Origin of the sequence: Chachezhania antarctica (assembly GCF_003646465.1) — a bacterium.
GTDB lineage: Bacteria > Pseudomonadota > Alphaproteobacteria > Rhodobacterales > Rhodobacteraceae > Chachezhania > Chachezhania antarctica.
The window spans coordinates 310,699-336,959 of the sequence record NZ_QZEX01000001.1; the positions used below are offsets into that span (position 1 = coordinate 310,699).

The 26,261-nt window shown below is 65.8% G+C and carries 24 protein-coding genes; 6 read left to right on the forward strand and 18 right to left on the reverse strand.

Features of this window, described 5'->3' with window-relative positions; translation table 11 throughout:
* From mnmE to hemJ, 3 genes are all read right to left on the reverse strand, one after another.
* Positions 1–1,287, reverse strand: a complete 1,287-nt coding sequence (gene mnmE, locus D4754_RS01515) for a tRNA uridine-5-carboxymethylaminomethyl(34) synthesis GTPase MnmE (protein WP_121060937.1) — start codon at positions 1,285–1,287, stop codon at positions 1–3.
* A gap of 22 nt (positions 1,288–1,309) precedes the next feature.
* Positions 1,310–2,581: a transcription termination factor Rho gene (rho, locus tag D4754_RS01520; RefSeq protein ID WP_121060939.1), complete on the reverse strand. Its 1,272-nt coding sequence runs from the start codon at positions 2,579–2,581 to the stop codon at positions 1,310–1,312.
* Between the two features lie 244 nt (positions 2,582–2,825).
* Positions 2,826–3,272: a protoporphyrinogen oxidase HemJ gene (gene hemJ / locus D4754_RS01525; RefSeq protein ID WP_121060941.1), complete on the reverse strand. Its 447-nt coding sequence runs from the start codon at positions 3,270–3,272 to the stop codon at positions 2,826–2,828.
* Positions 3,273–3,674: 402 nt separating this feature from the next.
* On the opposite strand from hemJ, the gene D4754_RS01530 reads away from it, so the two are divergent.
* Genes D4754_RS01530 through dnaQ form a run of 4 tightly spaced genes read left to right on the forward strand, consistent with a single transcriptional unit; the run spans position 3,675 to position 6,376 of the window.
* A complete protein-coding gene (locus D4754_RS01530; RefSeq protein ID WP_121060943.1) occupies positions 3,675–4,274 on the forward strand; it encodes a Maf family protein in 600 nt (199 codons plus the stop codon).
* Positions 4,271–5,104 (forward strand): shikimate dehydrogenase, encoded by an 834-nt coding sequence (locus D4754_RS01535; RefSeq protein ID WP_121060945.1) that lies wholly within the window; start codon positions 4,271–4,273, stop codon positions 5,102–5,104. Before D4754_RS01530 ends, D4754_RS01535 begins: the two co-directional genes overlap by 4 nt.
* Positions 5,101–5,694, forward strand: a complete 594-nt coding sequence (gene coaE / locus D4754_RS01540) for a dephospho-CoA kinase (RefSeq protein WP_121060947.1) — start codon at positions 5,101–5,103, stop codon at positions 5,692–5,694. Before D4754_RS01535 ends, coaE begins: the two co-directional genes overlap by 4 nt.
* Positions 5,687–6,376 (forward strand): DNA polymerase III subunit epsilon, encoded by a 690-nt coding sequence (gene dnaQ / locus D4754_RS01545; RefSeq protein ID WP_121060949.1) that lies wholly within the window; start codon positions 5,687–5,689, stop codon positions 6,374–6,376. The genes coaE and dnaQ overlap by 8 nt, the downstream gene beginning before the upstream one ends.
* Positions 6,377–6,581: 205 nt before the next feature.
* Here the strand turns inward: dnaQ and D4754_RS01550 are convergent, their stop codons facing one another.
* The 3 genes from D4754_RS01550 to D4754_RS01560 all read right to left on the reverse strand — a co-directional run bounded on the left by D4754_RS01550 (position 6,582) and on the right by D4754_RS01560 (position 8,933).
* A complete protein-coding gene (locus D4754_RS01550) occupies positions 6,582–7,187 on the reverse strand; it encodes a Smr/MutS family protein (RefSeq protein WP_121060951.1) in 606 nt (201 codons plus the stop codon).
* A complete protein-coding gene (gene mltA / locus D4754_RS01555; protein WP_121061570.1) occupies positions 7,187–8,164 on the reverse strand; it encodes a murein transglycosylase A in 978 nt (325 codons plus the stop codon). The genes D4754_RS01550 and mltA overlap by 1 nt, the downstream gene beginning before the upstream one ends.
* A gap of 112 nt (positions 8,165–8,276) precedes the next feature.
* The gene (locus D4754_RS01560; protein WP_121060953.1) at positions 8,277–8,933 is read right to left on the reverse strand and encodes a Tim44/TimA family putative adaptor protein; all 657 of its coding nucleotides are present in this window, start codon (positions 8,931–8,933) and stop codon (positions 8,277–8,279) included.
* A 129-nt stretch (positions 8,934–9,062) separates the two neighbouring features.
* On the opposite strand from D4754_RS01560, the gene D4754_RS01565 reads away from it, so the two are divergent.
* Together D4754_RS01565 and secB are read left to right on the forward strand one after the other, a co-directional pair.
* Positions 9,063–9,581 (forward strand): FxsA family protein, encoded by a 519-nt coding sequence (locus D4754_RS01565; protein ID WP_121060955.1) that lies wholly within the window; start codon positions 9,063–9,065, stop codon positions 9,579–9,581.
* Between the two features lie 75 nt (positions 9,582–9,656).
* On the forward strand, positions 9,657–10,151 hold the full coding sequence (secB, locus tag D4754_RS01570; RefSeq protein WP_121060957.1) for a protein-export chaperone SecB: 495 nt from the start codon (positions 9,657–9,659) through the stop codon (positions 10,149–10,151).
* A 101-nt stretch (positions 10,152–10,252) separates the two neighbouring features.
* On the opposite strand, the gene D4754_RS01575 is transcribed toward secB, so the two are convergent.
* The 12 genes from D4754_RS01575 to D4754_RS01630 all read right to left on the reverse strand — a co-directional run bounded on the left by D4754_RS01575 (position 10,253) and on the right by D4754_RS01630 (position 26,223).
* The gene (locus D4754_RS01575) at positions 10,253–11,494 is read right to left on the reverse strand and encodes an MFS transporter (RefSeq protein ID WP_121060959.1); all 1,242 of its coding nucleotides are present in this window, start codon (positions 11,492–11,494) and stop codon (positions 10,253–10,255) included.
* 174 nt (positions 11,495–11,668) lie between these two features.
* Positions 11,669–12,976, reverse strand: coding sequence for an ATP-dependent protease ATPase subunit HslU (gene hslU, locus D4754_RS01580; RefSeq protein ID WP_121060962.1), 1,308 nt, complete (start codon positions 12,974–12,976; stop codon positions 11,669–11,671).
* Positions 12,973–14,064 (reverse strand): hypothetical protein, encoded by a 1,092-nt coding sequence (locus D4754_RS01585; protein ID WP_121060964.1) that lies wholly within the window; start codon positions 14,062–14,064, stop codon positions 12,973–12,975. Before D4754_RS01585 ends, hslU begins: the two co-directional genes overlap by 4 nt.
* Positions 14,061–14,615 carry an ATP-dependent protease subunit HslV gene (hslV, locus tag D4754_RS01590; protein ID WP_121060966.1) on the reverse strand — a complete coding sequence of 185 codons (555 nt, stop codon included), beginning with the start codon at positions 14,613–14,615 and terminating at the stop codon, positions 14,061–14,063. Before hslV ends, D4754_RS01585 begins: the two co-directional genes overlap by 4 nt.
* 258 nt (positions 14,616–14,873) lie before the next feature.
* On the reverse strand, positions 14,874–15,305 hold the full coding sequence (locus D4754_RS01595; RefSeq protein WP_240453714.1) for a PaaI family thioesterase: 432 nt from the start codon (positions 15,303–15,305) through the stop codon (positions 14,874–14,876).
* A gap of 111 nt (positions 15,306–15,416) precedes the next feature.
* Positions 15,417–15,737, reverse strand: a complete 321-nt coding sequence (gene trxA / locus D4754_RS01600; RefSeq protein WP_121060970.1) for a thioredoxin — start codon at positions 15,735–15,737, stop codon at positions 15,417–15,419.
* 36 nt (positions 15,738–15,773) lie between these two features.
* A complete protein-coding gene (addA, locus tag D4754_RS01605; protein WP_121060972.1) occupies positions 15,774–19,145 on the reverse strand; it encodes a double-strand break repair helicase AddA in 3,372 nt (1,123 codons plus the stop codon).
* A complete protein-coding gene (gene addB, locus D4754_RS01610; protein WP_121060974.1) occupies positions 19,142–22,060 on the reverse strand; it encodes a double-strand break repair protein AddB in 2,919 nt (972 codons plus the stop codon). Before addB ends, addA begins: the two co-directional genes overlap by 4 nt.
* Positions 22,053–22,733 carry a nucleotidyltransferase family protein gene (locus D4754_RS01615; RefSeq protein ID WP_240453715.1) on the reverse strand — a complete coding sequence of 227 codons (681 nt, stop codon included), beginning with the start codon at positions 22,731–22,733 and terminating at the stop codon, positions 22,053–22,055. Before D4754_RS01615 ends, addB begins: the two co-directional genes overlap by 8 nt.
* On the reverse strand, positions 22,730–23,731 hold the full coding sequence (locus tag D4754_RS01620) for an aminoglycoside phosphotransferase family protein (protein ID WP_121060976.1): 1,002 nt from the start codon (positions 23,729–23,731) through the stop codon (positions 22,730–22,732). The genes D4754_RS01615 and D4754_RS01620 overlap by 4 nt, the downstream gene beginning before the upstream one ends.
* A complete protein-coding gene (tsaE, locus tag D4754_RS01625) occupies positions 23,728–24,243 on the reverse strand; it encodes a tRNA (adenosine(37)-N6)-threonylcarbamoyltransferase complex ATPase subunit type 1 TsaE (protein ID WP_121060978.1) in 516 nt (171 codons plus the stop codon). Before tsaE ends, D4754_RS01620 begins: the two co-directional genes overlap by 4 nt.
* A 168-nt stretch (positions 24,244–24,411) precedes the next feature.
* Complete coding sequence (locus D4754_RS01630; protein WP_240453716.1) at positions 24,412–26,223, reverse strand: PAS-domain containing protein; 1,812 nt, start codon at positions 26,221–26,223, stop codon at positions 24,412–24,414.
* Positions 26,224–26,261 lie beyond the last annotated feature (38 nt).

Sequence of the window (26,261 nt, forward strand, 5' to 3'; positions counted from 1 at the left end):
TCACTTTCCTAGACAGAAGCTGGAGAATATCTCGTCCAACAGATTTTCCACATCAACACGGCCCACGAGGGATTCAAGAGCCCGAATCGCATGACGGAGATCTTCGGCAGCCAGATCATACATCTCTGGCCCCTGTTCAAGAAGCCCCTGCGCAGCAATCAGCCCATCTTGGGCCGTCATCATCGCCCAGCGATGTCGCTCGCGGGTCGCAAGACCGGCACTGGCTGAACGATGGGTCAGTATTTCTTCGATTCGGGAGACCAGAACATCGACACCCTGTCCCGTCAGACCGGAAATGGCATCAGACGCGTCCATCAGAAGGTCAGCCTTGGGCCGCATCGCTATATCGCCATTTTGTCGCAAATCCTGCGGAACTTCTTCCTCCGACATCAGGAAAACCCGCAAATCCGCCGCCGCCGCACGTTCCCTGGCCAAGGCCACGCCCATTGCTTCGACCTTGTCCTCGGCCTCGCGCAAGCCGGCAGTATCCAGCAAGGTGACAGGCAGACCCGCAAGGTCCATGCGAACCTCGATCACGTCGCGCGTTGTTCCTGCGATCTCCGACGTGATCGCCGCTGCGCGGCCCGCCAAGGTATTCAGAAGCGTGGATTTGCCCGCATTCGGCGGACCAACAATCGCGACTTCAAAGCCCGAGCGGATCCGCTCTGCTATGCGAACACCCTTTATCTCATGGGATAGTTCATCCTGAACCGCTATCAATAGCGCCGATACCTCGGGCGTCACGTCGACCGGGACCTCCTCTTCGGCGAAATCTATGGTGGCCTCTATCAAAGCCGCGGCGCGGATCAGTTTCTCGCGCCAGCCATCGGCAACCGCGCCCAGTGCCCCGCCCAGAACCGCCTGGGCCTGTTTGCGTTGCGCTTCGGTTTCAGCGTCGATCAGATCCGCCAGGCCTTCGACCTGCGCCAGGTCCATCCGGTTGTTTTCCAAAGCCCGGCGTGTGAACTCCCCGGGTTCGGCTAGGCGCAAATCGGGCAACTCGGCCAAGCGGCCCAGAACCGCGGAGACACCGGCGACCGACCCATGGATTTGCAGTTCGACCACGTCTTCGCCCGTGAAGCTGCCCGGCCCGGGGAATCCCAATACGACCGCGTCGTCCAGAACGTCGCCCGACGAATCAAAAAGACGACGGACGGACAGGCCGCGGCCTGCCATTCCGGCGCCTGTCAATTCGTGCACTGCGGGGAATGCGGCGGGACCGGAAATCCGGATCACCGCCACCCCGGCACGGCCCGGAGCGCTGGCCAGGGCAAAGATCGTGTCCATGGCCGGCCCTCCCTAAGGCCTTCTAGGTATTCATGGAATCGAAGAACTCGCGGTTCGACTTGGTCTGTTTCAGCTTCGACAGCAGGAACTCGACCGCATCGGTCGTCCCCATCGGGTTGAGGATCCGCCGCAGCGCGAAGGTTCGCTGCAGGTCGGTCTTGTCGACCAGCAGTTCTTCTTTCCGGGTCCCGGATTTCAGGATATCGATGGCCGGGAACACTCGTTTGTCTGCGATCTTGCGATCCAGAACCAGTTCCGAGTTGCCGGTGCCCTTGAATTCTTCGAAGATGACTTCGTCCATACGCGAGCCTGTGTCGATCAGGGCCGTCGCAATGATGGTGAGCGAACCGCCCTCCTCGATGTTCCGCGCGGCACCGAAGAAACGTTTCGGCCGTTGCAGGGCGTTGGCATCCACACCACCGGTCAAAACCTTGCCCGATGATGGCACCACGGTGTTGAAGGCACGACCAAGTCTTGTGATCGAGTCGAGCAGGATCACAACATCTCGTTTGTGCTCGACAAGTCGCTTGGCCTTTTCGATCACCATTTCCGACACGGCGACGTGGCGCGAGGCGGGTTCGTCGAAGGTCGAGGACACGACCTCCCCCTTCACCGAACGCTGCATGTCGGTGACTTCTTCCGGGCGTTCGTCGATCAGCAGGACGATCAGGTAGCACTCGGGGTGGTTCTTCTCGATCGAGTTGGCGATGTTCTGCAGGATGACCGTCTTACCCGTCCGCGGCGGTGCCACGATCAGCGAGCGCTGGCCCTTGCCGATGGGCGCGACCAGGTCGATCACGCGGGCCGACTTGTCCCTGATCGTCGGGTCCTCGATTTCAAGGTTCAGACGTTCGTCCGGATAAAGCGGCGTAAGGTTGTCGAACGCGATCTTGTGGCGGGCGCGATCAGGATCCTGGAAGTTGATCTTGGTGACTTCGGTCAGCGCGAAATAGCGTTCGTTGTCACCGGGAGCCTTGATGACGCCTTCGATGGTGTCACCGGTCCGCAGGCTGTGGGCACGGATCATGTCGGGCGAGACATAGATATCGTCGGGACCCGGCAGGTAGTTCGCTTCGGTGGATCGCAGGAAGCCAAAGCCGTCCTGCAGGACCTCCAGCACGCCATCGCCCGAGATTTCCCAGCCTTCGTCCGCGCGTTCGCGGAGGATCTGGAACATCATCTCGCCCTTGCGCATGGTCGAGGCGTTTTCGATCTCCAGCTCTTCGGCCATGGACAGGAGGTCCTTGGCGGTCTGTGCCTTGAGATCGTAGAGGTTGAGGGATTCTTGAGTCATGAAATACGGGCCTAACGCGCACCGGTTTCGGTTGGTGCTGTCTGTTATTGGTCTGGGAAGGCACGCTGTCCGGACGGACAGGTTGGCTGGGCGTATAGGCAAAGCGGCGGGGCGAGTCAAATCTTTCCCGCGAGGTCCGGGTTACAGTGCGTGCAAAGCACACACCCTACGCCAAGGTTTCCCCGCCGGCGATCCCCTTCCGACGGTCGGTAGGGTGCGTGGTTTCCACGCACCAAGCCCGGGCCTAGAACCGCACCACGACGGAAATCACGATCAATGCCATCAGAACCGTCGGCAGTTCATTCATCATCCGGAACTGGCGGCCCGTCAGGCGGTTCTGCCCCTTTGCAAAGTCTTTCCGGCGCAGCCCTAGCCAATGATGGAACCATGTCATCGCGAGCACGCCCGCAGCCTTCGTGTAGGGCCAGACAGCGCTCCAGTCGACCAGGCCCGGCGTGAAGACCAGACACAGGCCAAAGACCCATGTGGCGATCATGGCCGGGTTCATGATTGCCCTCAGAAGCTTCACTTCCATCACCTCGAAGACCGGTCCGATCTCCTTCTCGGTCCTTTCAACGTGATAGACGAAGAGCCGTGGCAGATAGAAGAGACCGGCCATCCAGGCGATCACGGCCATGATGTGAAACGCCTTGGTCCAAGGGTAGAGCCAGATCAGTACATCCTGGATCATGTCGTTCGTCCCGACCCCGCCTCTCTTAATATTAAATATATATTAAGAAGAGATGATGTTTTTGTAGTGTCAGGGAAACCCGTGGATAAAAGAGTTCTCACCATGATCCTCCCCAGCCTTCCGCATGTGAACGAACGCGCTGGCCTGTTTGTGTATATACACTAATATCTTTTAATTTCAAACGACTAAGCCAGTATGCTCGCCAGAAAAGCTGTGGAAAACACGGGAACAACCTTGTTCTGTCCTGTCTTGTCCCAGCCCGCCGGTTATCCTTATCCCGGGTGAGTGGTTTCCTGCAATCCGCCGCGAAACACGCCTGAACCGCGCCCTCTTGCGCTTCGGGCCGATTTTCAGGACAACCGTCCCCGGGCTCAAGGCCCTTTCCCCCACCGGATTATCCACATGTCCCCTGCCCTTGTCCTTGCTTCCGGTTCCGCCACGCGCGCGGCGCTCTTGGCCAATGCGGGCGTGACAGTTGACTGCGTGCCCCCCCGCGTGGACGAGGACGCGCTGAAAGCCGCCCTCCTGGCAGAGGATGCCAAGCCCCGCGACATCGCCGATGCGCTGGCCGAAGCGAAGGCCCGCAAGGTCGCGACCCGCCGGACGGATGCGATGGTCATCGGCTGCGACCAGGTGCTGGAATTCGAAGGTACGATCCTGTCGAAGCCCGAAAGCCGGGACGACGCGCTGGCCCACCTGAAGGCGATGCGCGGCACTCGCCATGTCCTGTGGTCGGCGGCGGTGATCTATGAAGGCGCCCAGCCGGTCTGGCGGCACGTTGCGCGGGTCGACATGACCATGCGCGAGTTGTCGGACGCCTACCTTGAAGACTACGTCACCCGGAACTGGGACAGCATTCAGGCATCAGTCGGGGGTTATAAACTGGAAGAGGAAGGCGCGCGCTTGTTCTCCGCCGTCTCGGGGGATTACTTTACAGTGCTCGGGCTGCCCCTGCTCGAAATCCTCGGCTACCTGATGTTGCGAAAGGTTCTTGTGTCATGACTGGTACGCGGATCCCCCTTGCCGGCGTGATCGGCTCTCCCATCTCGCATTCCAAATCGCCGCAGATCCACCGCCACTGGCTGAATGCCTACGGCCTGTCGGGGCACTACATCCCCATGGACATCGACCGCGACGATCTGGGCGACGTGATCCGCACGTTGCCGAAGATGGGGTTTGTCGGAGTGAACATCACGGTGCCGCACAAGGAAGTCGTGATGGAGATCGCGGATACCATCACCGACCGTGCGATCCTGATCGGGGCGGTGAACACGCTGATCTTCCGCAAGGACGGCAAGATCATGGGCGACAACACCGATGGCTATGGCTTCATGGAAAACATCCGCGCCGGCGCGCCGCACTGGGATCCGAAGGCGGGTCCGGTGGCCGTTCTGGGCGCGGGCGGTGCCGCACGGGCCGTCGTGGCCGCGCTGTCGGATGCCGGCGTGCCGCAGATCCTGCTGACCAATCGCACGCGGATCCGGGCCGAGAAGCTGAAGGAAGAATTCGGCCAGCGCGTGAAGGTGACCGACTGGGTGCAGGCCGGCAACATCATCGACGAAGCGTCGCTGGTGGTGAACACGACCTCGCTTGGCATGGTGGGCCAGCCGGAACTGCGCGTGCCGCTGGATGGCCTGACACCCGAAACAATCGTGACGGATCTCGTTTACAACCCGCTGAAGACCCGCCTTCTGGCCGCGGCCGAGGAGGCAGGCTGCACGACAGTGGACGGTCTCGGGATGCTTTTGCACCAGGCGGTTCCCGCCTTCGAACGCTGGTTCGGGATCCGTCCCGAAGTGGATGCGGCAGCACGGGCCGCAGCGATGCGATGACCTATGTTCTGGGTTTGACCGGGTCCATCGGCATGGGCAAGAGTACGACGGCGAAGATGTTCGCCGACCAAGGTTGCGCCATCTGGGACGCGGACGCCGCCGTCCACCGCCTGTATGGCAAGGGCGGTGCCGCTGTCGAACCGATGGCCGCGGCCTTTCCCGACGCGATCTTCAACGGGAGCGTCAGCCGTGAGGCGTTGAAAGAAATCATCGCGCGCGATCCCGATGCCTTGAAGACCATAGAATCCATCGTGCATCCCCTCGTGGGCCAGGACCGCGCCGAATTTCGCGCGCAGGCCAAGGCGGATATCGTCGTGGTCGATATCCCGCTCCTGTTCGAAACCGGTGGCGAGGCGCGCGTCGACGGGGTCGCGGTCGTCAGCGTGGATGCCGCGACGCAGGAAGACCGCGTGCTGGCACGCGGGACGATGACGACGGCACAGTTCGAGGCGATAAGGGCCAAACAGATGCCCGACGCCGAGAAGCGCACGCGGGCCGACTGGGTGATCGAAACCGACACGGTGGAACATGCCCGTGCTCAGGTCATTGAAATCGTGAAGGAAATCCGGGAGCGTCTGCGACATGCGTGAGATTGTGCTCGACACCGAAACGACCGGCTTCAAGCCCGAGGAAGGCCACCGCATCGTCGAAATCGGCGGGGTCGAGCTGTTCAATCACGTGCCCACGGGCCGGACCTATCACCAGTACATCAACCCCGAACGCGACATGCCGCAAGAGGCCTTCGCGGTGCATGGCCTGTCGATCGAATTCCTGTCCGACAAGCCGCGCTTTGCCGAGATCGGGCAGGCCTTCCTCGATTTCGTGGGCGACGCGAAGCTGGTGATCCATAATGCCAGCTTCGACATGACCTTCCTGAATGCCGAGCTGAAATGGATGCGCCTGCCCGGCCTGCCGATGGACCAGGCCATCGACACGCTGACCATGGCGCGCGAGAAATACCCGGGCTCGCCCGCCTCGCTCGATGCACTCTGCCGCCGGTTCAACATCGACAACACGGCGCGAACCCTGCACGGCGCATTGCTCGACTCGGAAATCCTGGCCGAGGTCTACCTCGAAATGATCGGCGGCCGTCAGCCCGATTTCGCGCTGTCGATGGATTACTCCGACACTTCCGGCGAAGGCGGCACCGACTGGCGCCCGATGCCCCGCGAAAAGCCCCTGCCGCCCCGGATCACCGACGCGGAACGCGCCGCGCACGAGGCGTTCGTGGCGAAGCTGGGCGACAACGCGCTCTGGGCCAAGCTTGGCTGACGCGGCCCCGCGCCCGTCACCGGCCCACCCGCCCTCCCTGCGTCGGATCCCTGCGGGATCCTCCTTGCCGATGACGGGCGCGGTCCGGGATCGCTTAACCGTGGGATCCTGAGTATTTGAAGAAGAGAAGAAGCAGGAAAAGCGCCCTGATTTCTTTGGTCTTCAAATACCTCGGGGGTCTGGGGGCAGAGCCCCCGGCGCGACGCTACCGCGGTTTCCGAAGGTAGACGTAAAGCGCCCCTTCGCCGCCATGCTTCACATGCGCCTGGCTGACCTGCAGCACCGCGTGGTTCAGCGGCGCCATGGACAGCCATCGCGGCACCTGGTGGCGCAGCACGCCGTGGGGCACGGGCATCGGGCCGTGTGTATCGCCGGGCCGGCCCTTTCCGGTGATCACCAGCACCAGCCGGCGGCCGTGGGATTGCGAGGACAGGATGAAGCGGGTCAGCGCCGGATGCGCGCGGGCCTGCGTCATGCCGTGAAGATCGATGCGGGCCTCCGGCTCCAGCTTGCCGCGGCGGAGGCGGGTGAAGGCCTTGCGGTCCATGTTCAGGGGCTGCGTCGCCAGACGCTCGGAGAGGGGCGCGACCAGATCGTGATCCTTGTCCTTCTTTACCGCGCGGTCCCCCAGCCGGAAGCCGGGCAGGTCCGGTTTCGGGGCTGGCACCGCCGTTTGGGTGCCATTGATCGTGTCCTTCGCAGGCGCCTGTTCGCCGCCTTCGAGATTGCGGCGCCCCAGCGGATCGGCGCTTTGCGCGATCCGGTTCCACAGCTCCATCTCCTGCTGGTTCGGGCGGCGCTTGCGGGGCATCACGCGTCCCCGGGCAGCAGGGCGTAGGCTCTCTGGATCGGCATCAGGACGACCATGCGTCCGTCATCGCGCATGCGTCCGGCGATGCGGCCCGCCTTGTCGCCGGTACCGACGAAGATGTCGGCCCGCTGGGCACCCTTGATCGCGGCGCCCGTATCCTGCGCGATCATCAGGCGGCGCATCGGGTCGGTACCGTCAGCCTCGATCCAGACAGGCGCACCGAGAGGCGTGTAAAGCGGATCCACCGCGATCGACCGCATCGGCGTAAGCGACCGGTTCATCGCGCCAAGGGGTCCGCGATGGGCGGGCACTTCCGAGACCTCGCGGAAGAACACGTAGGACGGGTTGTGATAGAGCAGTTCTTCCCCGTCTTCGGGGTTGCGCTTGACCCAGTTGCCGATCACCTGGGCGCTGACCTGGTGCGGTTCGTACACGCCACGGCGGACAAGCTCTGTCCCGATGGAGCGGTAGGGATGTCCGTTTGCGCCGCCATAGCCCACGCGGATCGCGCTGCCGTCGCGCAGGCGGATGCGGCCAGAGCCTTGTATCTGAAGGAAAAACAATTCGACCGGGTCGTCGACCCACGCGATTTCCAGCCCGCGGCCTTCAAGCGCATCTGTTGTCAGGATCTCGCGCCGGGACAGCCATGGGCCCTCTGCGTGGATCTCGGCCGGGGTTGCGTATACGGGATAACGAAAGCGGTCGTCGGGGCGGCGGGCGCCTTGGAGCTCGGGTTCGAAATAGCCCGTGAAGACGGCCGGGCGGCCCTGGGCAATCTCGACCGGGCGGAAGAACAGTTCGAAGAAGGTCCGCGCCTCCTCTTCCCGCATGCTTTGCGCCACGGCGCACAGGTTGCGCCAGTCGGGCGCTTTCATGTCGGCGCAGGTGCTTGTGAAGACGTTCAGCGCGGCGGCGTGATCCTCGTCCTCCCAGCCATCCAGATCGGTGAAATCGAGGATCGTGTGGGTTGTGTCCATCGCGCCGAGATCGGCAAGGCCAGCGGTGGCGAGGGATGCGGCGACGGCGATTCCCGCGAGCCCGGCCCGCGCAAGAAATCCGATGGCCCCCGATCCCCCGGTCACGAGTCCGTCAGGCGTCGGTGGCCACGAGGAGCCAGTTGGGATCGTCGCTGCCCATCGTGCGCGCGAAGGTCCACGTGTCCTTCTGGCGTTTCGACGTGGTCGAACTGCCTTCGATGACGTTGCCCTCGCGGTCCTTCACGACCGAGGTCAGTTCGCCCACGAAGCGCATCGTGATCTCGGCCCGGCCGGTATCCTTGGCAAAGTCGGCGTCGGCCAGTGCGATCTCGCGCACGCCGATGAACTCGCTTTGAACGGTCAGGCCCTGATCTTCCCGTTGCGAGACGACATCGACGAAGGTTTCGAACACGTCCTCGGCAAGGTAGGGTTCGATCTCCGACAGGTTGCCCTTGTCGAACCCCAGGATGATCATCTCGTACGCGCCGCGGGCGCCCTGCACGAACTCGGTGACCGAGAAGCTTGGCTCGACCCGTTTCATCGCGGCCAGAGCGTCTGCGGCTTTCGAGCCTTCCTCGACATAATCGGTGATGTCGTGGTCCGGCCCGCCTTCGATCACTTCGAAATCCGGGCGCGGGGCACGGGCAGCGGTTTCCGGAACCTGCGGCTTCTCAAAGCCTTCCCGTGTCCCCAGCACGTTTCTGAGGCGCAGAATCAGGAAAATTGCGATTCCGGCCAGTATGAGAAGATGCAGAAGGGGCGATTGCATTTGAGCCTCTTTCAGGGTGCTGTGCGGACACGTCGATTGCGACGGGACGTTGTGCGATGCCCCGTGGTCATTATGTAGGGGAGGGGAGGGGCCAAGTCCACCGCCCCCGAGACGCAGAAAGGACCGCTGATGTACCTGTTCCTGGCATTTCTACTGGTGCCGATCATCGAAATCGCCCTGTTCATCCAGATTGGCGGGCTGATCGGCCTGTGGCCGACACTGGCAATCGTGGTGGGCACGGCCTTCCTGGGCAGCGCGCTGATGCGCAGCCAGGGGCGGTTGGCGCTGGCGGAAGTGCAACGTTCGTTCAACGACATGCGCGATCCCTCGGAACCCCTGGCCCATGGCGCTATGATCCTTGTCGCGGGCGTCCTGCTGATCACGCCGGGCATCATGACGGACGTGACAGGCTTTCTTCTCTTGATCCCGGGCGTTCGGTCATGGGTGATGCGAAGCGTGCGGTCGCGGGTAAAAGTCCAGCAATTCGAGATGCATGGCGGTGCCGGACCCCGCAGACGGCCCGATGGCGACATCATCGATGGCGACTATCGCGAGGTCGATCCCGATGCCGGGCAGCGCCCGCGACGGCCCGGGGCGGGCGGCCCTTCGGGCTGGGTGCAGGGTCCGGAGGACGACAAGCAGGCCTAAGCCGCATTGTCCTGCCCCGCCGGGGCTGCTAGTCAACGGCGCAATTCGACATAGCCCGGTATCTAGGAGGTCCCAATGGCCGAGAACGGAGCGGATGAAGCGCAACAGCAGCCGCAAATCCAGATGAACATTCTGAACCAGTTCGTGCGCGACATGTCTTTCGAGAACGTGATGGCGCAGAAAGGGTCGTCCGGCGAAGTTCAGCCGGACATCAACGTTCAGGTGAACCTCGACGCGCGGAAGCGGGGCGATGACGTCTACGAGGTGATCCTGAAGCTTTCCATCGAATCGAAGGCGAAGGAAGCCAAGGACGTCCTGTTCCTGATGGAACTGGACTATGCCGGCCTGTTCCGGATTGCCGGCGTGCCAGAAGACCAGCTGCACCCGTTCCTTCTGATCGAATGCCCGCGGATGCTGTTCCCCTTCGTGCGCCGGATCGTTTCGGACGTGACCCGCGACGGCGGCTACCCGCCACTGAACCTCGACACGATCGATTTCGTGAAGATCTACCGCCAGGAACTGGCGCGCCGTCAGGCGGCGACGGCGGAAGAGGCTCCGGCCGAGTCGTAAATCCCGGGCCGGGTCGGCCAGAGCCGGCCCGCCCGCCCACCCCGTCGGATCGCGCCTGCGCGCGATCTTCCTTACCGGCTCTGACCGACCCGGGGCTGGTGTCAGGCGGGATGCAGATCGGGCAGGGCCTGCCGCGCGCGGCCGATGCCCACCGCCATCGACAGGGTCGTCAGCCCGAAATAGGTTGCAATCGCAAGGAACTGGTGTTCCAACGGTACGCCGAAATCGATCAGGTAGCCGGTGATGACCGGCCCCAGTGCCGTTCCCAACACCATCACGGCCGATGCCATCGACTTGATCGCGCCGATATGGGCCGTGCCGTAGAATTCGGCCCAGAAGGCCGGGACCACGGTGTAGCTGGCGCCGACAGCCAGTCCGAAGGCCACGAAGCCAAGCGCTGCGGCCCCGGAACCCTGTGCCAGAGAGAAGATCGTGAAGGCCGCGATCATCGGCAGCTGGATCCACGGCATCAACCGCTGCGTGCCCTTGCGGTCAAGCAGCCAGCCTGCGCCGATCATCGCGCCCACAGCCGTCACGGTGTAGATCGGGAAAAGCGCCACAAGTTCCACATGTGGCAGACCCTTCACGTTGGCCATGTGCACCTGGTGGAAGAACAGCGCCGTACCCCAGGCCGCAGGGCCCAGCAGCGCCGGGACCATGAACCAGAACAGCGGATGGCGCAGCACCTCGCGCCGTTGCCAGTGGCGGCTGTCCATGCCCGCCCGGCTGTGACCGGCAGACAGGCTTTGCGGCGTGCGTTCGTGACGGAGCATCAGCATCAGCAGCGGGATCGCCGCCAGCGCCATGGCCGCTGCCAAGAACCACAGGTTCTGCCAGTCGGTCAGCTGCATCAGCGCGACGAAGAGGAGGGGGAGCAGCGCCTCGCCCACTGAAAAGCCCAGCATGGCGATGGACAGCGCCCGCCCGCGGGTGGCCACGAACCAGCGTGCCATGGCGACGGTCGAGGTCTGGCTTGTCATGCCCTGTCCGAAGAAGCGCAGCGCGAAGATGACGACGGGGAGAAGCCACACGGTGGAGATGGTGGCCATCGCGATGCAGGCCAGTGCCAGCCCGCCCAGCACCAGGGGCGCCAGCGCGCGGACGCGGAACCGGTCGGTCAGCATCCCGGCCCAGATCATCGTCAAGGCAGACAGCGCCGTGCCGGCGAAGTAGATGCCGCCCCAGTCACCATGGCCCAGTCCGAACCGTTCACGGATCCCGCCGGCAAAGACCGAGATGAAGAAGGTCTGCCCGAAGCTCGACAGGAAGGTGAGCATGGCTCCGGTGGCGAGCCAGGGCGCGTTGGCGGTCAGGAAGTGTCGGAAGCCGGGGGCGGATTGCATGGCCGAGCATTGGCGGCGAAAATGATCGGGCGCAAGGGCACGGCCGTGGCAACCGCCGGGCCGTATCTCCCGCGCCACCCGTCCCGATCCCGCGCTGCCCGCACGCCCGGCCCACCGGCGGATGCGTGTCCGCATCCGCCTTCGGCGCGGGATCGGGCCGGGCGCCGCGGAGCGTCAGAGCATGTAGCGGCTGATATCGGTGGAGCGGCTGAGTTCGCCCAGGTTGCTTTCGACGAACCCGGCATCGACCGTGATCGTGTCGCCATTTTTGTCGGGCGCGGTGAAGGAAAGCTCCTCGAACACGCGTTCCAGCACGGTGTAGAGGCGCCGGGCACCGATGTTTTCCACGGCCTTGTTCACCTCTGCCGCGATGCGGGCCAGCGCCGCGATACCGTCTTCTGTGAAGGTCACCGTGACGCCTTCGGTGCCCAGAAGCGCGGTGTACTGGCGGGTGAGCGCATTGTCGGTTTCCGTCAGGATGCGGACGAAATCCTGTTCGGTCAGCGCGCGAAGTTCCACCCGGATCGGCAGCCGGCCTTGCAGTTCGGGCAGCAGGTCCGACGGCTTGGCCACATGGAACGCGCCCGAGGCGATGAAGAGGATATGGTCGGTCTTCACCGGGCCGTGCTTCGTTGACACAGTGGTCCCTTCGATCAGCGGCAGCAGATCGCGCTGCACGCCTTCGCGGCTCACGTCACCGCCGCGGGCATCGGCGCGGGCGCAGACCTTGTCGATCTCGTCGATGAAGACGATGCCGTTGTCCTGCACGGATTCCAGCGCGATGCGGGTCACTGCCTCGTCGTCCAGCAGCTTGTCGGCCTCTTCCCCGATCAGCACCTCATAGCTTTCGGCCACTGTCAGCCGCTTGCGTGTGGTGCGCTGGCCAAGGGCCTTTCCGAACAGATCGCCCAGGTTCATCATCCCCATCTGCCCACCGGGCTGTCCGGGAATGTCGAAGGACGGGAAGGGGGAGGACGTGTCGGCGACGTCCAGCTCGATCACGGTATCGTCAAGCTCCCCGGAATGAAGTTTCTTGCGGAAGCTTTCGCGCGTGCTCTCCCGGGCGTCTTCGCCGGCGATGGCTGAAATCACCCGGTCCTCGGCGGATTTCTGGGCGGCCGCCTTCACGTCCTCGCGCATGGTGGAGCGGGTCTGGACGATGGCGGCATCGACCAGATCGCGGATGATCTGTTCCACGTCGCGGCCGACGTAGCCCACCTCGGTAAACTTCGTCGCCTCGACCTTCAGGAACGGCGCCTTCGCCAGCTTCGCCAGCCGGCGCGAGATTTCCGTCTTGCCGACGCCGGTGGGGCCGATCATCAGGATGTTCTTCGGGAAGACCTCGTCCTGCAGGTCCGGACCCAGCTGGTTGCGCCGCCAGCGCGAGCGCAGGGCCACGGCGACGGCACGCTTGGCTTCGGCCTGTCCGATGATGAAACGGTCGAGTTCGGAGACGATTTCGCGGGGGGTCAGATCGGTCATGCGAGACTTTCGGGTAGATGAGCAGGAGGCAGCCAGCGACGGGCGGACCCGAGCGGCAGGATGGACAGGAGCGCGGCCCGGATCCTGGCCCAGAACGCGCCGAGCGTGACAAGGAAGACGCCAAGGCCAAGGATCAGCCAGGCAAAGTTGCCGTCGGTCACCCCGTTCGACAGGGTGGCGATGACGGTGACGACATAGACGATGGCCGCCAGCAGGAACGACCGGCGGTCGATCACCACGGCAACCAGCGCGAAAAGCGCCATCAGCACGATGAGCGCGGCATTGGCCATGTCGTGGCTGGAGCTGAGAACCGACAGCGCGACGGTGTTGATGATCATCGGCGCGGCCACGAGGTGCAGCCAGAACCCCTGCGCCGCCCGCCGCGTCACGCGGTGGGGATCGGACGCATCGAAGACCATGGCGACGGCGAAACAGGCAAGGCCCAGTGCAAGCGTGACCCAGGCCAGGCTGCCTTCGGCGGAGAAGACGAAGATCTCCTGCACGCTGTCGGGCGTGCCGGTGCGGGTGGCGGCGGCGATCAGCGCGGTGCCGAACAGCACAAGTGCAATCAGCGCCATGGCAAAGGGCACCCGGAAACGCCACCAGTAAACCAGCGTCGCGGCGACGGTCAGCAGGCCGGGGACAACGAGGCTGGAAAAATCCTCCTGCGCGACCATGAAGACCTGCGCCAGCCACTGCGAGAAGCCGAAGGCGGCGGCGCCGGTGAACAGGATCGACAGCAGGATCGACGGGCCCACCATGCGGCGGCGGCGGATGAAGTATTCCGACAGGAGCCAGACAAAGGCCACGCTGACAACGCTCGCGATCATCAGCGTGGACCGCCACGCCATCGGGTCGAGCGTCAGGAAGACGCTCACCACCGCGCCCCAGCCGGCGGACAGGATGATCAGGCCCACGACAATGAAGATCTCGTTGAAACCGCGGAAAAGCTCGAACGGCTCATCTCCGGGCGACAGGTCCTCGCGCGCGCCGCGGCGCGACTGCGCCAGCGCGGTCAGCGATGCAGCCTGGCCTTCGCTGATCAGCCCGCTGCCCACGGCGGCCCGGATGTCGTCGGTTCCGATCATCCGATGGTTTCGACGGTCAGGTTGGTGTTGGTGTAGACGCAGATCTCGGCCGCGATGGCCATGGCGCGGCGGGCGATGTCCTCGGCCGACATGTCGGTGTCGGCCAGCGCGCGCGCGGCCGACAAGGCATAGTTCCCGCCCGAGCCGATGGCGGCGATCCCGTATTCCGGCTCCAGCACGTCACCGGCGCCTGTGACGACCAGAAGTTCCTTGCCATCGGTGACGATCAGCATCGCTTCAAGTTTCTGCAGGTACTTGTCGGTGCGCCAGTCCTTGGCCAGCTCGACACACGCGCGGGCCAGCTGTCCCGGCACGGCTTCCAGTTTGGCTTCCAGGCGTTCCAGCAGGGCAAAGGCATCGGCGGTCGAGCCTGCGAAGCCCGCCACGATCTCGGCCCCGCCGGGGGTCAGGCGCCGCACCTTGCGGGCGGTGCCCTTCATCACGGTCTGCCCCATCGAGACCTGGCCATCGCCGGCAATCGTCACCTTGCCGTCCTTGGCCACGCCGATGATCGTGGTGCCGTGCCAGCCGGGGAAATCCGTATCGCTCATGTCTGCTCCTGTTTCCGGGGCTTGAGCCCGTCCTTGTGACAGGGGCCACATATGGAACCCGAGCGCGACCGGGACAAGGGTGCTTGTCGAAGGGGAAGGCCCGGACATTTCGAGCGTTGGGCTTGTTCCGGGCCGCGGGTGCCTCCGGCGGGAGTATTTGGGAAGAGAAGAAAGATAAGGCGCGCCCCTAATTCTTTGGTCTGAAAATACCTCAGGGGTGCGGGGACAGCGTCCCCGCCTGTCCCGGCTTTCGGGCGTTCATACGGGAACCGGGATGATCGTCCCCTGGCAGGCCGCGATCAGCTTGCGGGTGCCGTCGGGCGCTTCGGCCCAGACGTCCGATGCCACGGCGACGACGCGGCGGCCGGGTTTCAGGATGCGGCCCTCGGCCACCAGCCGGCCGGCGCCGGGGGCGAGGAAGTTGATCTTCATCTCGACCGTCATCACCTCGACCTCCAGCGGCAGGACCGACATCGCGGCATAGCCCGCCGCCGTGTCCCCCAGCGCGAAGGTGAAGCCGCCATGGGCGAAGCCCTGCTGCTGGCGGAGGTTCTCGGGCAATTCGGCGGCAATGGTCACGCGGCCCCACGCGACGGACGTCAGGTCCGCACCGGCGCCTGACATCAATGTCTGTCGGGCGAAGCTCTCCCGGATCTTCGCGTCCATCCCCGTGGCCAATTGGTCTGTCATGTGGTCCTCCCCCCGTGCCCGACTATCGGCGGCGGTGCGGGCGGGGCGCAAACGAAAAAGCGCCCCGGACGCGGGTCCGGAGCGCTTTGGAACGTAAGGTTTTCGGGCGGATCAGATCGCGCCGTCGATCCAGCTTTGCAGCGCGGCCTTGGGGGCTGCGCCGGCGCGGTTGGAAATGACCTCGCCATCCTTGAAGATGAAGAGCGCCGGGATCCCGCGCACGCCGAGCGAGGCGGCGGTGTTCGGGTTCTGGTCTACGTCGACCTTGGCCAGCTTGATCTTGCCGCCATATTGTTCGGCCAGTTCTTCCAAGGCCGGGCTGATCTGACGGCACGGCCCGCACCATTCCGCCCAGAAGTCGACGACGACCGGAACGTCGGACTGGCGGACTTCGCTGTCAAAGGTGGCGTCGGTTACGGCAACGCTGGACATGTGCTGTCTCCAATATGAAATCTCGACCCGCCGAACCTAGGGAGCGGGCGGAACCGCGTCAAGATCCGGTACCCGGGCCAGCGCCGCCCTCACGACCTCGTGCGGGAGGGGCATGTGCGTGCCCGTGCGGGTCCAGATGACGCCCAGTTCGATGGCCCTGTCGGGATAGATCTGTTCTAGCGCAACAAGATAGGCCCCCATCTGGCGCAGGATGCCATCCGGACATTCGGCGGCAGAGGCGGGGACCACCGCGTTCGACTTGAAATCCGCAACCCGGATATGCGTGTCCTGCACGATCAGCCGGTCGATCACGCCATGAAGCCGCCGGTTGAAGAGCGGCGCGGTCACCGGGACCTCCGCCAGCACGTCCGGTGCGAAGAACGGGGCGAGGGCCGGGGCCTGCAGGACAGTCGCGGCTTCGGTCAGAAGGTCCGTGCGTTCGGCATCCTCCATGTCGGGCAGGATGCGGGTGGCGGCATGGGGCCAGTCCGCGGGTTGGTCGAAGATCAGATGTTCCAGCAGCAGGTGGATCCGCGTGCCGCGCAGCTTGGCGGCCTCCTCCTCCAACCCGGTGTCGCCCGCCAGAGCCTTGGGACCGCCAAGATCCGACGGCGACAGGATTGCCGGCGCCGGCGGCGGGACGGTCACGGAATGGCGGAACAGGTCGGGGACTTCGGGCAGGGTGGCCGTGGTCGTGGTGAAGTCCGTGGCCGCGCCCATGGTCCACTCGCCCGAGGTCAGCCGCAGCCCGTCGCCGCCCTCGCAGTTCAGGGGCAGGGCGTTCAGCGACCTCAGCGCCGTTTCGACGCGTTCGTACCACGTGGGCGGGCTGTTCCTCGACGCAAGCTCCCCCGAAGCAGCGACCACCAGCCAGCTTTCGGCGCGCGTGAGCGCTACGTACAGAAGCCGCAACCGTTCCTCCGCATCCCGCTCCTGCGCGTCGTCGCGGGCCGCGCGCAGGGGGGCGGGCATGTCGTCGACGACCGGGTTCCAGTAGGGCACGTCGCCCAGCGTCGTGATCGCGTTGGTCATGCGGGCCTGATGGCGGGCGGTGTCGGGCAGGATCAGCACCGGCGCCTCCAGACCCTTGGCGCCATGCACCGTCATCACCCGGATCTGGTCGCCCACCGCGCCCATCTGACGCTTGATCTCCAGATCGTCGGTTTCCATCCACGTCAGGAACCCCGTCAGGCTGGGCACTTCCGACCGTTCATAGGCCAGCGCCTGACTTAGCAGCGCGTCGATCCCGTCCTCGGCCTCGGCCCCCAGCCGGCCCAGAAGGCGGCGGCGGCCGTCATGGCGGGTCAGGATCCGGTCGATCAGGTCGTAGGGGCGCAGGAAATCGGCGTTGTCGCGCAGGTCTGTCAGGATGGCGAGCGTCTGCGGATGCGTCTCGACCTGCCCGCGCAGCACTTCCCACAGATAAGCGCCGTCGCGGCCATGGGCGAGGTGGTAGAGATCGTTTTCCGTCCACCCGAACAAGGGCGATTTCAGCGCGGCGGCCAGCGACAGGTCATCTTCCGGCGTGGCGAGGAAGGACAGGACGGCGGCCAGATCCTTCACCGCCAGTTCCGCGCCCACCTTCAGGCGGTCGGCCCCGGCAATCGGCAGGCCCAGCACCTTGCAGGCGCGGATGATCGAGGCAAAGAGCTCCGACCGCCGCCGCACGAGGATCAGGACGTCGCCATAGCGCATCTTCCGGCGGGCATTCCCTGCGGGCAGCGTTTCGCCGCCTTCGACCTGCGCCTTGATCCACGCGGCGATGCGTTCGGCCAGAACGGTGGTGTGGTGGGCCTGCCCGGGGCGGTCGACGGGATCGGTCCAGTGGCTGTCGTCCTCGGCATCCGTCTTTTCGACCAGTGGCCACAGGTCGACGCGGCCAGGCATCTCGCCATGGAAGGGACGGTGCTGGCTTTCGCGGAACCCAGGCGTGACGTCCGGATCGAAGACCTGGTCCACCAGTTCAAGGATCGCAGGCGCCGAGCGGAAAGAATATTCCAGCACAAGGTCCTGCATTCCGGGACCGGCGGCTTTCAGCCCTTCCTTGAACCCGTCGCGCATCGTGTCGAAGGCGGCGGCATTGGCGCCCTGGAAGGAATAGATCGATTGCTTGCGGTCACCGACCACGAAAAGCGTGCGCGCCCGGTCCCGATCCGCGCCCTTGCCGGCCATGAATTCCTGCGTCAGCGCCTCGATCACGTCCCATTGCGCGGGGGAGGTATCCTGCGCCTCGTCCACGAGGATATGGTCGATCCCGCCGTCCAGCCGGTAGAGAACCCATGTCGCGACGCCGGGATCGCGCAGCAGCTTGCGCGCGCGGCCGATCAGGTCGTCGAAGTCGAGCCAGCCGCGCAATTGCTTGCGGCGTTCGTATTCCGGCAGAAATGTATTGGCGAAGCGCAGCAGGGCTTCGGCCTTGTCCACGGCCGCCAGTGCCAGGCGGCGGTCGCGGGCGTCCTGCACGCGGACCATGAAGGCGTCGAGTTCCGGCAGGACCGCGCCGAGACGTGTCTGCGTGGCCTTCGTGGGGAACTTGCCGATCTTGGCGCCGAACGGGTCCTTGGCCGAGCCGCCGAACAGGAACACCTTTTCCAGCACCGGCAGGTCGGCCATGCCGGGGGTGCCGACGGGCAACAGCTTCTCCAGCGCGTCCACATCCGTTTTCGACCCTTCGGCCAGCCCTTCACGCAGCGCGGCCAGAAGGGCGGTTTCACTGCCAAGGAAGGTCTCCTGCTCCAGATCGGCCCAATCGTAGTCGTCGGGCAGGTCCAGCCCGCAAAACAGGCTCGCCCTGTCGTGGCCGCCCGCGAAGGCCTCGCGCGCGCCGGTGATCGCGCGCGTCAGGGCCGCGAAATCGCTGTCCGACAGGTAGGCCGCCACGCCATCGACCAAGGGCATCTGCGGGCCCGAGGCCATGTCCTCCACGATCTCGGCCCGCAGCAGATCGGCGGCGCGGTCTTCCATTTCGCTGAACTGGGGCGAAATCCCGGCCTCCAGCGGAAACCGGCGCAGAAGGGCGGCGCAGAAGGCGTGGATGGTCTGGATCTTCAGGCCGCCGGGCGTTTCGATGGCGCGGGCAAACAGGGTGCGCGCCTGCGCCAGATCCTCGGCGCCGGGCGTCAGGCCCTCCCACGCGCCAAGGCTGTCGAGCGTTGCGGACAGGTCGGCATCTTCCAGCATCGCCCATTCGCCCAGACGCTTGAACAGGCGGTTCTGCATCTCGGCGGCGGCGGCCTTGGTATAGGTCAGGCACAGGATCTTCTGCGGGTCGGTGCCCTGCAGCAGGATCCGCGCCACGCGGTCGGTCAGGACCCGCGTCTTCCCCGATCCGGCATTGGCCGACAGCCAGGTCGACGCATGGGGCTGCGCGGCCTGCACCTGCCGTTCGGAGGCTGCATCGCGGCTCATCCCACGTCCTCCGGCTTGGCAGTGGCGGTGACGTCCCATTCCCCGAACCGGGCAAGATGATCGTAATCGCCGCTGTCGGTGTCCTTCCGCATCGCCCTGCGCGAAGTGAAGCCCTGCGCGACCTCAAGGTAGGCCTCCATCAGCGTGCCCAGATCCTCCCACACTTCGGCGGGTGCGATATCGGCCAGCGGCGCGGCCTCGGTCTTGTATTTCGCGCCGACGCCGATGTAATCGGCCGCGGCCACGGGCGCTGCGGGGAAGCCATCGAAGGCGCCCCGTTCGGCCATCGCGGCCTCGATCAGCAGCTGTTTGTCGAACCCCTTCTGTTCGGCCTGCGTCGGCACATGGCCGGTCTTGTAGTCGTAAAGCAGCAGCCGCCCGTCTTCCGCCCGGTCGATCCGGTCGGCGCGGCCGGTCAGGGTGATGGCGTGGGCGGTGACATGATCTTCGGCCTTCACCTCGAACCCGCCGGGCTGGCCCAGCTTCTGTCGGTCATGTTCTGCCCGGATCACGTCATCGGCGATCCGCGCCAGTTTTGCCCGCCAAAGGCGCCGCGCGGCGGGCCATGGCACGTTCGCCAATTCGGCATCGGCACAGGCAAGCAGGCGTTCGGGGGTCAGTTCGTCAACCGGCGTATCCTTGATGAACCGTTCAAAGACCTTGTGAATGACGGTCCCACGGTCCGAGGCCTCGGCCTCCTGCACCAGCGGGTCCAGCGGTTGGAGCCCCAGCACCTTGCGGGCATAGATCGCATAGGGATCGCGGATCAGGGTGCGGATTTCGGTCACGCGGTATTGCTTCGGTCGCGCGTCCACGGGGGGCCGCGGGGCAGGGCGATGGGCCGGATCGATATGGGCGGGTGTTTCCAGCGCTTCCGCCAGCTGCAGCCAGTGACGGCCGCGTTCGCGCATGGCATTCAGCAACTTCGGCCCGTCGGTGTTGCGCAGACCGCCCAGCAGGTTCGTCAGCCGGTTCACCCAGCGCGAGAGGACGGTATCGGCATCGTCGGACCGTTCGGCGCGGGTCAGCCAGACCTCACGCGCGCCGATGGCCTGCTGGAAATCATGCGCTGACAGCCCGACGCGGCGCTCGGGCAGCAGCAGTCCCGCTTCCTTCCGCATCGCGCGGTTCAGCCAGGGATCGGGGGCCGGAACCTCGGGCCAGGACCCTTCGTTCAGACCGCCCAGGATCAGCAGGTCGGCGCCCATGACGCGGGCCTCCAGCGTGCCCCAGATCATGATGCCGGGATGGGCGGCATCGCGGTCGCGGACGGTGTCCTCGCCCAGAAGCGCGCCCAGCAGGTCCGAGAACTCCGTCGCCGACAGGTCGCCTCCCGCCGGGGCCTCCTGCGCCAGCAGATCCACCACCGCGCGGGCCTTCTTCCCGGCGTTCTTGTCCCACAGCCCGCCCGAGCCTTCGGCGACGCTTCCCCCCGCGATCCGTTCGGAAGCGGACAACAGCCGGTCCGTCCAGTCCTCCAGCGATGCTGTCGCCGGATCGAACAGGGGGCAGATCGCGGTGATCAGCCATTGGGCCCAGACGCCGCGGCGTTCGGGCATCTTCTCGGCCCACGCAATCAGCGCGGCGGGGTCGGGGAAGGCCGGACCATGACGGCGGAGCTGCAGTTCCAGATCGCGGGTCAGCAGCAGGTGGATACCGCGGCCCTCACCGGAATGGGTCAGCGGATGTTTCAGCAGGGCGATCAGCGCCGCACCGGTCAGGGGCCGGGCGAAAAGCTGGGCGACCTGCCGCAGGAACCTGCCCGGGGGCGACAGTTGCAACGGCATCCCGGCGCTGTCGTCGGGTTCGATCCCCCATTGCGCGAGGGCGGCAGCGACCTGCCGGGTCAGCATCCGGTCGGGGGTGATCAGGGCGGCCTTCGTGCCGTCCTCGGCGGCCTTGCGCAGGCGCATCGCGATGGCCATCGCCTCGGCGCGAGGGCCGGGGGCTTCGACAAGGGTCACGTTTTCCAGCGCTTCGCCCAGCCCGTCCAGTTTCGGACCTTCGGACAGCCACGCATGGGTGACGGGCGCGGGGCGCAGCGCGAGGGAGACCAGACGGTTCCGGGCTGGCGCCGGGGCGGGCGTGTCGGTCCACGGGCGGACATCGCCGGGGCCGATGCCCAGCACGTCCATGATCCGGCGGAAGCGGTATTGCGGGTGATCCTCGGCCGCCAGCGCATCGTCCATGCTCGACCAGATGCGCGCGGGCTGGTCGAAATCGAACCCCGGCAGCACCAGCGCGCCCTGCGGCAGGCGGGCGACGGCCTCCATCAGCATCAGCGTCGTACCGCGCGAGCCCGTCGAGCCTGCGACGATCACCGGATGCTGCGGCGGGTTGGCCTGCCATGCGGCGATGCGTTGTTCGACGGCCATCCGCTGGCGACCGGCGGCTTCGGGCGCGGTGTCGGTGTCCATCAGGGTGCGCGCGATGCCGATGAATTGCAGCGCGCGGGCCCAATGGCCGGACATGTCCGACACGTCGAGCCCCGAGATCGTGTCCGGGGAGACGCCTTCGCCCTGCATCTCCTCCATCAGCGCGGCGAGGCTGTCGGCCAGGTCGAACAGCGCCGCGCGAGAGGCGAGATCCGGTTGCTGATCCAGAAGCGCGCGGATCAGTTGCACAAGCTCCAGCCGTCGGCGGAGCGGGGGGACGGACAGCGGCAGATCCGCCAAAGCCGGGGACAGTCCGGGATCGGTGACCAGCGACAGTTGCGGCAGCAGCAGCGCCGGGCCGTCATCGAAGATCGCGCGGATGCGGCGGGCCATGCGGCGGGTGTTGACCATCAGCTCGACCCGGGCCAGCGCTTCGGGCGGGCCTTGGTGGCGGGCGGTCAGGCCAGAGACGATTTCCGCCGGGACATCCGCGCCGGGGGGCAGGGCAAAGACCCGCGGGAGGATGTCGGGTTCAAACATCGCCCTTCAACATGTTCTGGGCCAGTTCGACGCCTTCAGGGTGTCCGACATCGCACCAGTAACCCGGGTAGGTCAGGCCGAACATCCGCCCCTGTGCCAGCATGTCGTCCCACAGGCGGTTCAGGGAAAAGACCCTGTCCGAAATCCCGGCCAGCCCGGCGGTCTTGATGATCTGTGCGCCGCCGTAGACGACATCCGGCCCGCGGGTCAGGCGGCCCTGATCGTCGGCGGTGAAGTCGCCCGCGCCTTGCCGCCCGATGGCGTGATCCAGCGGCACGGTGATCGCCAGCGCGTCCATCCGGTCGGGGTCCCATGCGTCCACCAGCAGCTCGACCGGGCTGGGGCCGGACCAGACGGCGTCCGAATTCAGCGTGATCACGGTCTCCGCGCCCAGCATAGGCAGCGCCACCTTCAGCCCTCCGCCGGTATCCAGCACCTTGGGGGATTCGTGCGAGAACTCCAGCCCGCGACCGGAGAGGTACGAGATAATCTGATCGCCAAGGTAATGGGTGTTCACGACCACGATCGGCGCGTCCGCGACCAGTTCCAGTGCGTGGTCGATCAGGGGCTTGCCCGCGACGGGGATCAGCGGCTTGGGGCGATGTTTCGTCAGGTCGCCCATGCGTGTGCCGAAGCCTGCGGCGAAGACCATGGCGGGGAAGGGCAGGGTCATGGGCGCTCCAGCTTGGCCAGCGTGTCGGGCGTGGGGTCGGGCAGGGAATCGTGCACCAGTTCGGCGATGGGGGCCAGCGCGGGATGGTCCAGATCGCGCATCGCGTGGTCCCAGACGCGCGGGATCAGGTGCAGGTACTTGGGCTTGCCGTAATCCGTCGCCAGGCGGGCAAAGACACCAAGAATCCGCAGATTGCGCTGGGCGCCGAGGAGCGCATAGGCGGTGTGGAACGCGTGGGAGTCGTGATCTGTCGCCTCGATATAGCGGGCGATCATCTTGTGTTCGATCGCGGGGGAGACATCGCGGCGGGCGTCCTGCAGCAGCGAGACGATGTCATAGGCCGGATGACAGGTCATCGCGTCCTGGAAATCCAGCAGGCCCACGCGGGCGGCGCCATCACGTTCCGGCAGCCAGATCAGGTTCTCGGCGTGGTAATCGCGCAGCGCCAGCGCCGGTTTCGCGCGCGAGAGCGGCTGTAGCAGGTCTTCGAACCGGTCACGGAAGCGCTGGGTGAGGGTTTCGTCATCTTCTCCCAGAACGCCGGCGCGGTACTTGGTGAAGGCCAGCGCGGCGAGATCGGCCATCAGCGGCGCGTCATAGGGCGCAACGTCGGGAACCTCATGGGCGTGGAGCGTGACCAGCACGTCGATGGCCGCGTCGTAGAGCTGCGGTTCGGGGTTCGGGTCGGTTTCCAGCACGCGGGCAAACAGGGTGTCGCCGAGGTCTTCAAGCAGAAGGAAGCCGTTGTCGGCGTCTTCGGCGAGGATCGCGGGCGCGGTCAGACCGCAGTCCTGCAGATGGCGGGCGATGGCGGTGAAAGGGCGGATGTCTTCGCCGCGGTCGGGCGGCGCGTCCATCAGTACGGCGGTGGTGCCGTCGGGCGCCGTCAGCCTGTCGTAGCGACGGTTCGAGGCATCCCCGGCCAGCGGTGCGACGCGGGCCTGACCCCAGCCGGCGGCATCGATGAAGGCGGTTTTCCTGGTTTGCCGGTCGGTCATGCGGGCAGGTCTTTCAGTTTGTTGGCCCATTTCGGTGCGCTCCAGGAAAGGCGGAGCGCGCGGGGGGCATCGTCTGCGTCAAGGCTTGTGGGTTTGCCGGGCACGAGGGCAAGCGTCAATGCGTCTGCCGGGGCCAGCGGGCCCAGCCGGTCGGGCCATTCGATCAGGGTGATGGCCGTGTCGAAGGCGGCGGTGAGGCCCAGTTCCTCGATCTCGGAGGTGTCGCCGAGGCGGTAGAGATCGGCGTGCCAGATTTCATCTTCGGGCGGGCCGTAGGTCTGAACAAGGGTGAAGGTGGGCGAGGGGATGTCTTCGTCGGTGCCGAGATAGGACCGGATCAGGGCGCGGGCGAGATGCGTCTTGCCCGCGCCGATGGGGCCGCCCAGCAGGAGGCAATCGCCAGGGGCCAGGCGCGTGGCGAGGGTTTGCGCGAACGTGGTCGTCGCGGCCTCATCGCCAAGGGAGAGGGCGCGTGTTTCGGTAGGGCTATGGCTGTTGGCAGCGGTGGACATGGGCGCAATCTGGCGCCCGGGGCGCAAGGCTGCAAGCGGGATCGTTGCGGTGGCGGGCCGGGAACGCTGGCGCACCACCCCTGTCGGATCCCGTTCCGGGATCCTCCCTCGCGGCGCGCCCGCGATCCTTTCGGGTAACGGGTGCCAGGCCCTGGGATCGGTCGCGCGTCAGCCGAGCGGTTCGGCCCGGGTTTCGGACTGGTCGCCGGAGTGCGCTTTCGGCCTTCCGGATGGGCTCTTGTGGTTCTCGGGCCGCGGATCTGCCCGGACAGCCGCCGGAACCGGCGGGGCCGTGGTCATGTCGAGCTCCCCCCGGGTACGGTCGGTGCGCACGAAACGGACCAGCGTTGCGCCGCCGTGCACCGGGTAGACGCCGCACCAGATCGCCTCACCCGTGCGCAGGAAGGCGGTGGAGGACCATTCGGAGCGATTTTCGCGCAAAGTGACAAAATCGCGGACATCGCCCCAGGTTGGCGTCGGGCGGCACTTGTCCTGCCATGTGCGGATCGCGTCGATCACCGTTGTCTGGGCGAAGCCCGCGTCCGGATCGACGCCCCACAGCTTGCCGTAGGCCGGGTTCGACACGGCCAGCGCGCCGTCCGAGCTGAAGACGGCGACCGCGTCTTCCAGAGCCTCGATCACCGATTGACCCAGTTCCAGATCCGACCGGAAGCGGCGGGTCAGCGTGACCTCGGCGGTGATGTCCTCGAACAGGAAGGCGACGGCGCCGTCGGGATGGGGACGGCCGCTCACGGAGTAGACGGAGCCTGACGGCAGGCTCCACGTTTCCTGGTAGCGGCCGTTGGCGGCGGCGGCGACCAGTTCCGAAAGCTGCTGACGCCACGTGGCATAGTCCTTTGGTTCCGGCATCACGCTGCGGTCGCGCAGCCGGTCGAAGAAGGAAAACAGATCGGGCCGTGCGGAGAGGAACTCCGCCGGCAGCGCCGTGAGGTCGATCAGCGCCGGGTTGAACAGGGCCAAACGCTGGTTCCGATCGAAGATCGCCAGCCCGATGGACAGTTGCGCGAAGGTCTTGGCCAGTGTCTGGACGAAGTTGCGCTGGGCGTATTCGGCGTTGACCACCGCGTTGATGTCGGTGGCGAAGAACAGGTGCCCGTCCCCGGCGGTGACATGCGAGATCTCGAACCAGAGCTTGGTGCGGGTGCTCGCTGCCTCCAGCGCATGACGGACCGGGCGGCCATCGGGCGTACGGTCGAGCCTTGAGGGGAAAAGCGGGCGGCCTTTCTCTTCGCCTTCGCCCAGAACCCGGCGGGCCAGCGCGACATAAGCGGCATTGGACCAGATGACCTCTCCAGAGGCATTGGTCTGCCAGACCGGGTAGGGCGATTTTTCCGCCGCGATACAGGCCACCGTCACGCCGCCCAGGGCTTCGACAAGGCCGGTGGCGCGGCGTTGGCCCACGACCGGCGCCAGCGCCTTGTGGATCCACCGCGCCCGGCTGCCCTGTGTCGAGCGATCGTCCGATGCGCCGCCCGTCAGGCCTTGCGCCAGGGCACGTGCCGAATTGCCCGTCCCGATATCGAGACGTTCGCGTATCTCAACCCTGACCGTTCCGTCGAGCCATTCGAACACGATCTCCGACGGATCGGTTTGCGAGCGTGGCTGGCTGACCAGCCGACCCGCCCGTTCGACGGAGTCCAGCGAATGCGGCAGATCTGAAAAGCGGGCGGCGAGGACCGCCACGAGGTCCGGCCAGCGCAGCGGTTCATCGGATTTCCGCAAGGCTTCGCGCGCGGGTCCAGAGGCGCCGATCATCTCTTCCCCGTCGAACAGGAAGACAGATCCGCGGGCCGCGTCCGGCTGTGCGAGTGTTGTCGGCAGGTTCGCGACCGAACCGGTGGCCGTGCGGCGCATGGTAGACCGGCCCCTGGACGGCCACAGCCATGACACGGCAGCCAGCGCGGCGATCGTGCAGATCGCCGTCGTCACTACCAGTTCTGCCAGCTCCAACGTGTGCATCGACTCAGCGCCGCTCCTCGGGTTCAGATGCAGAAGAG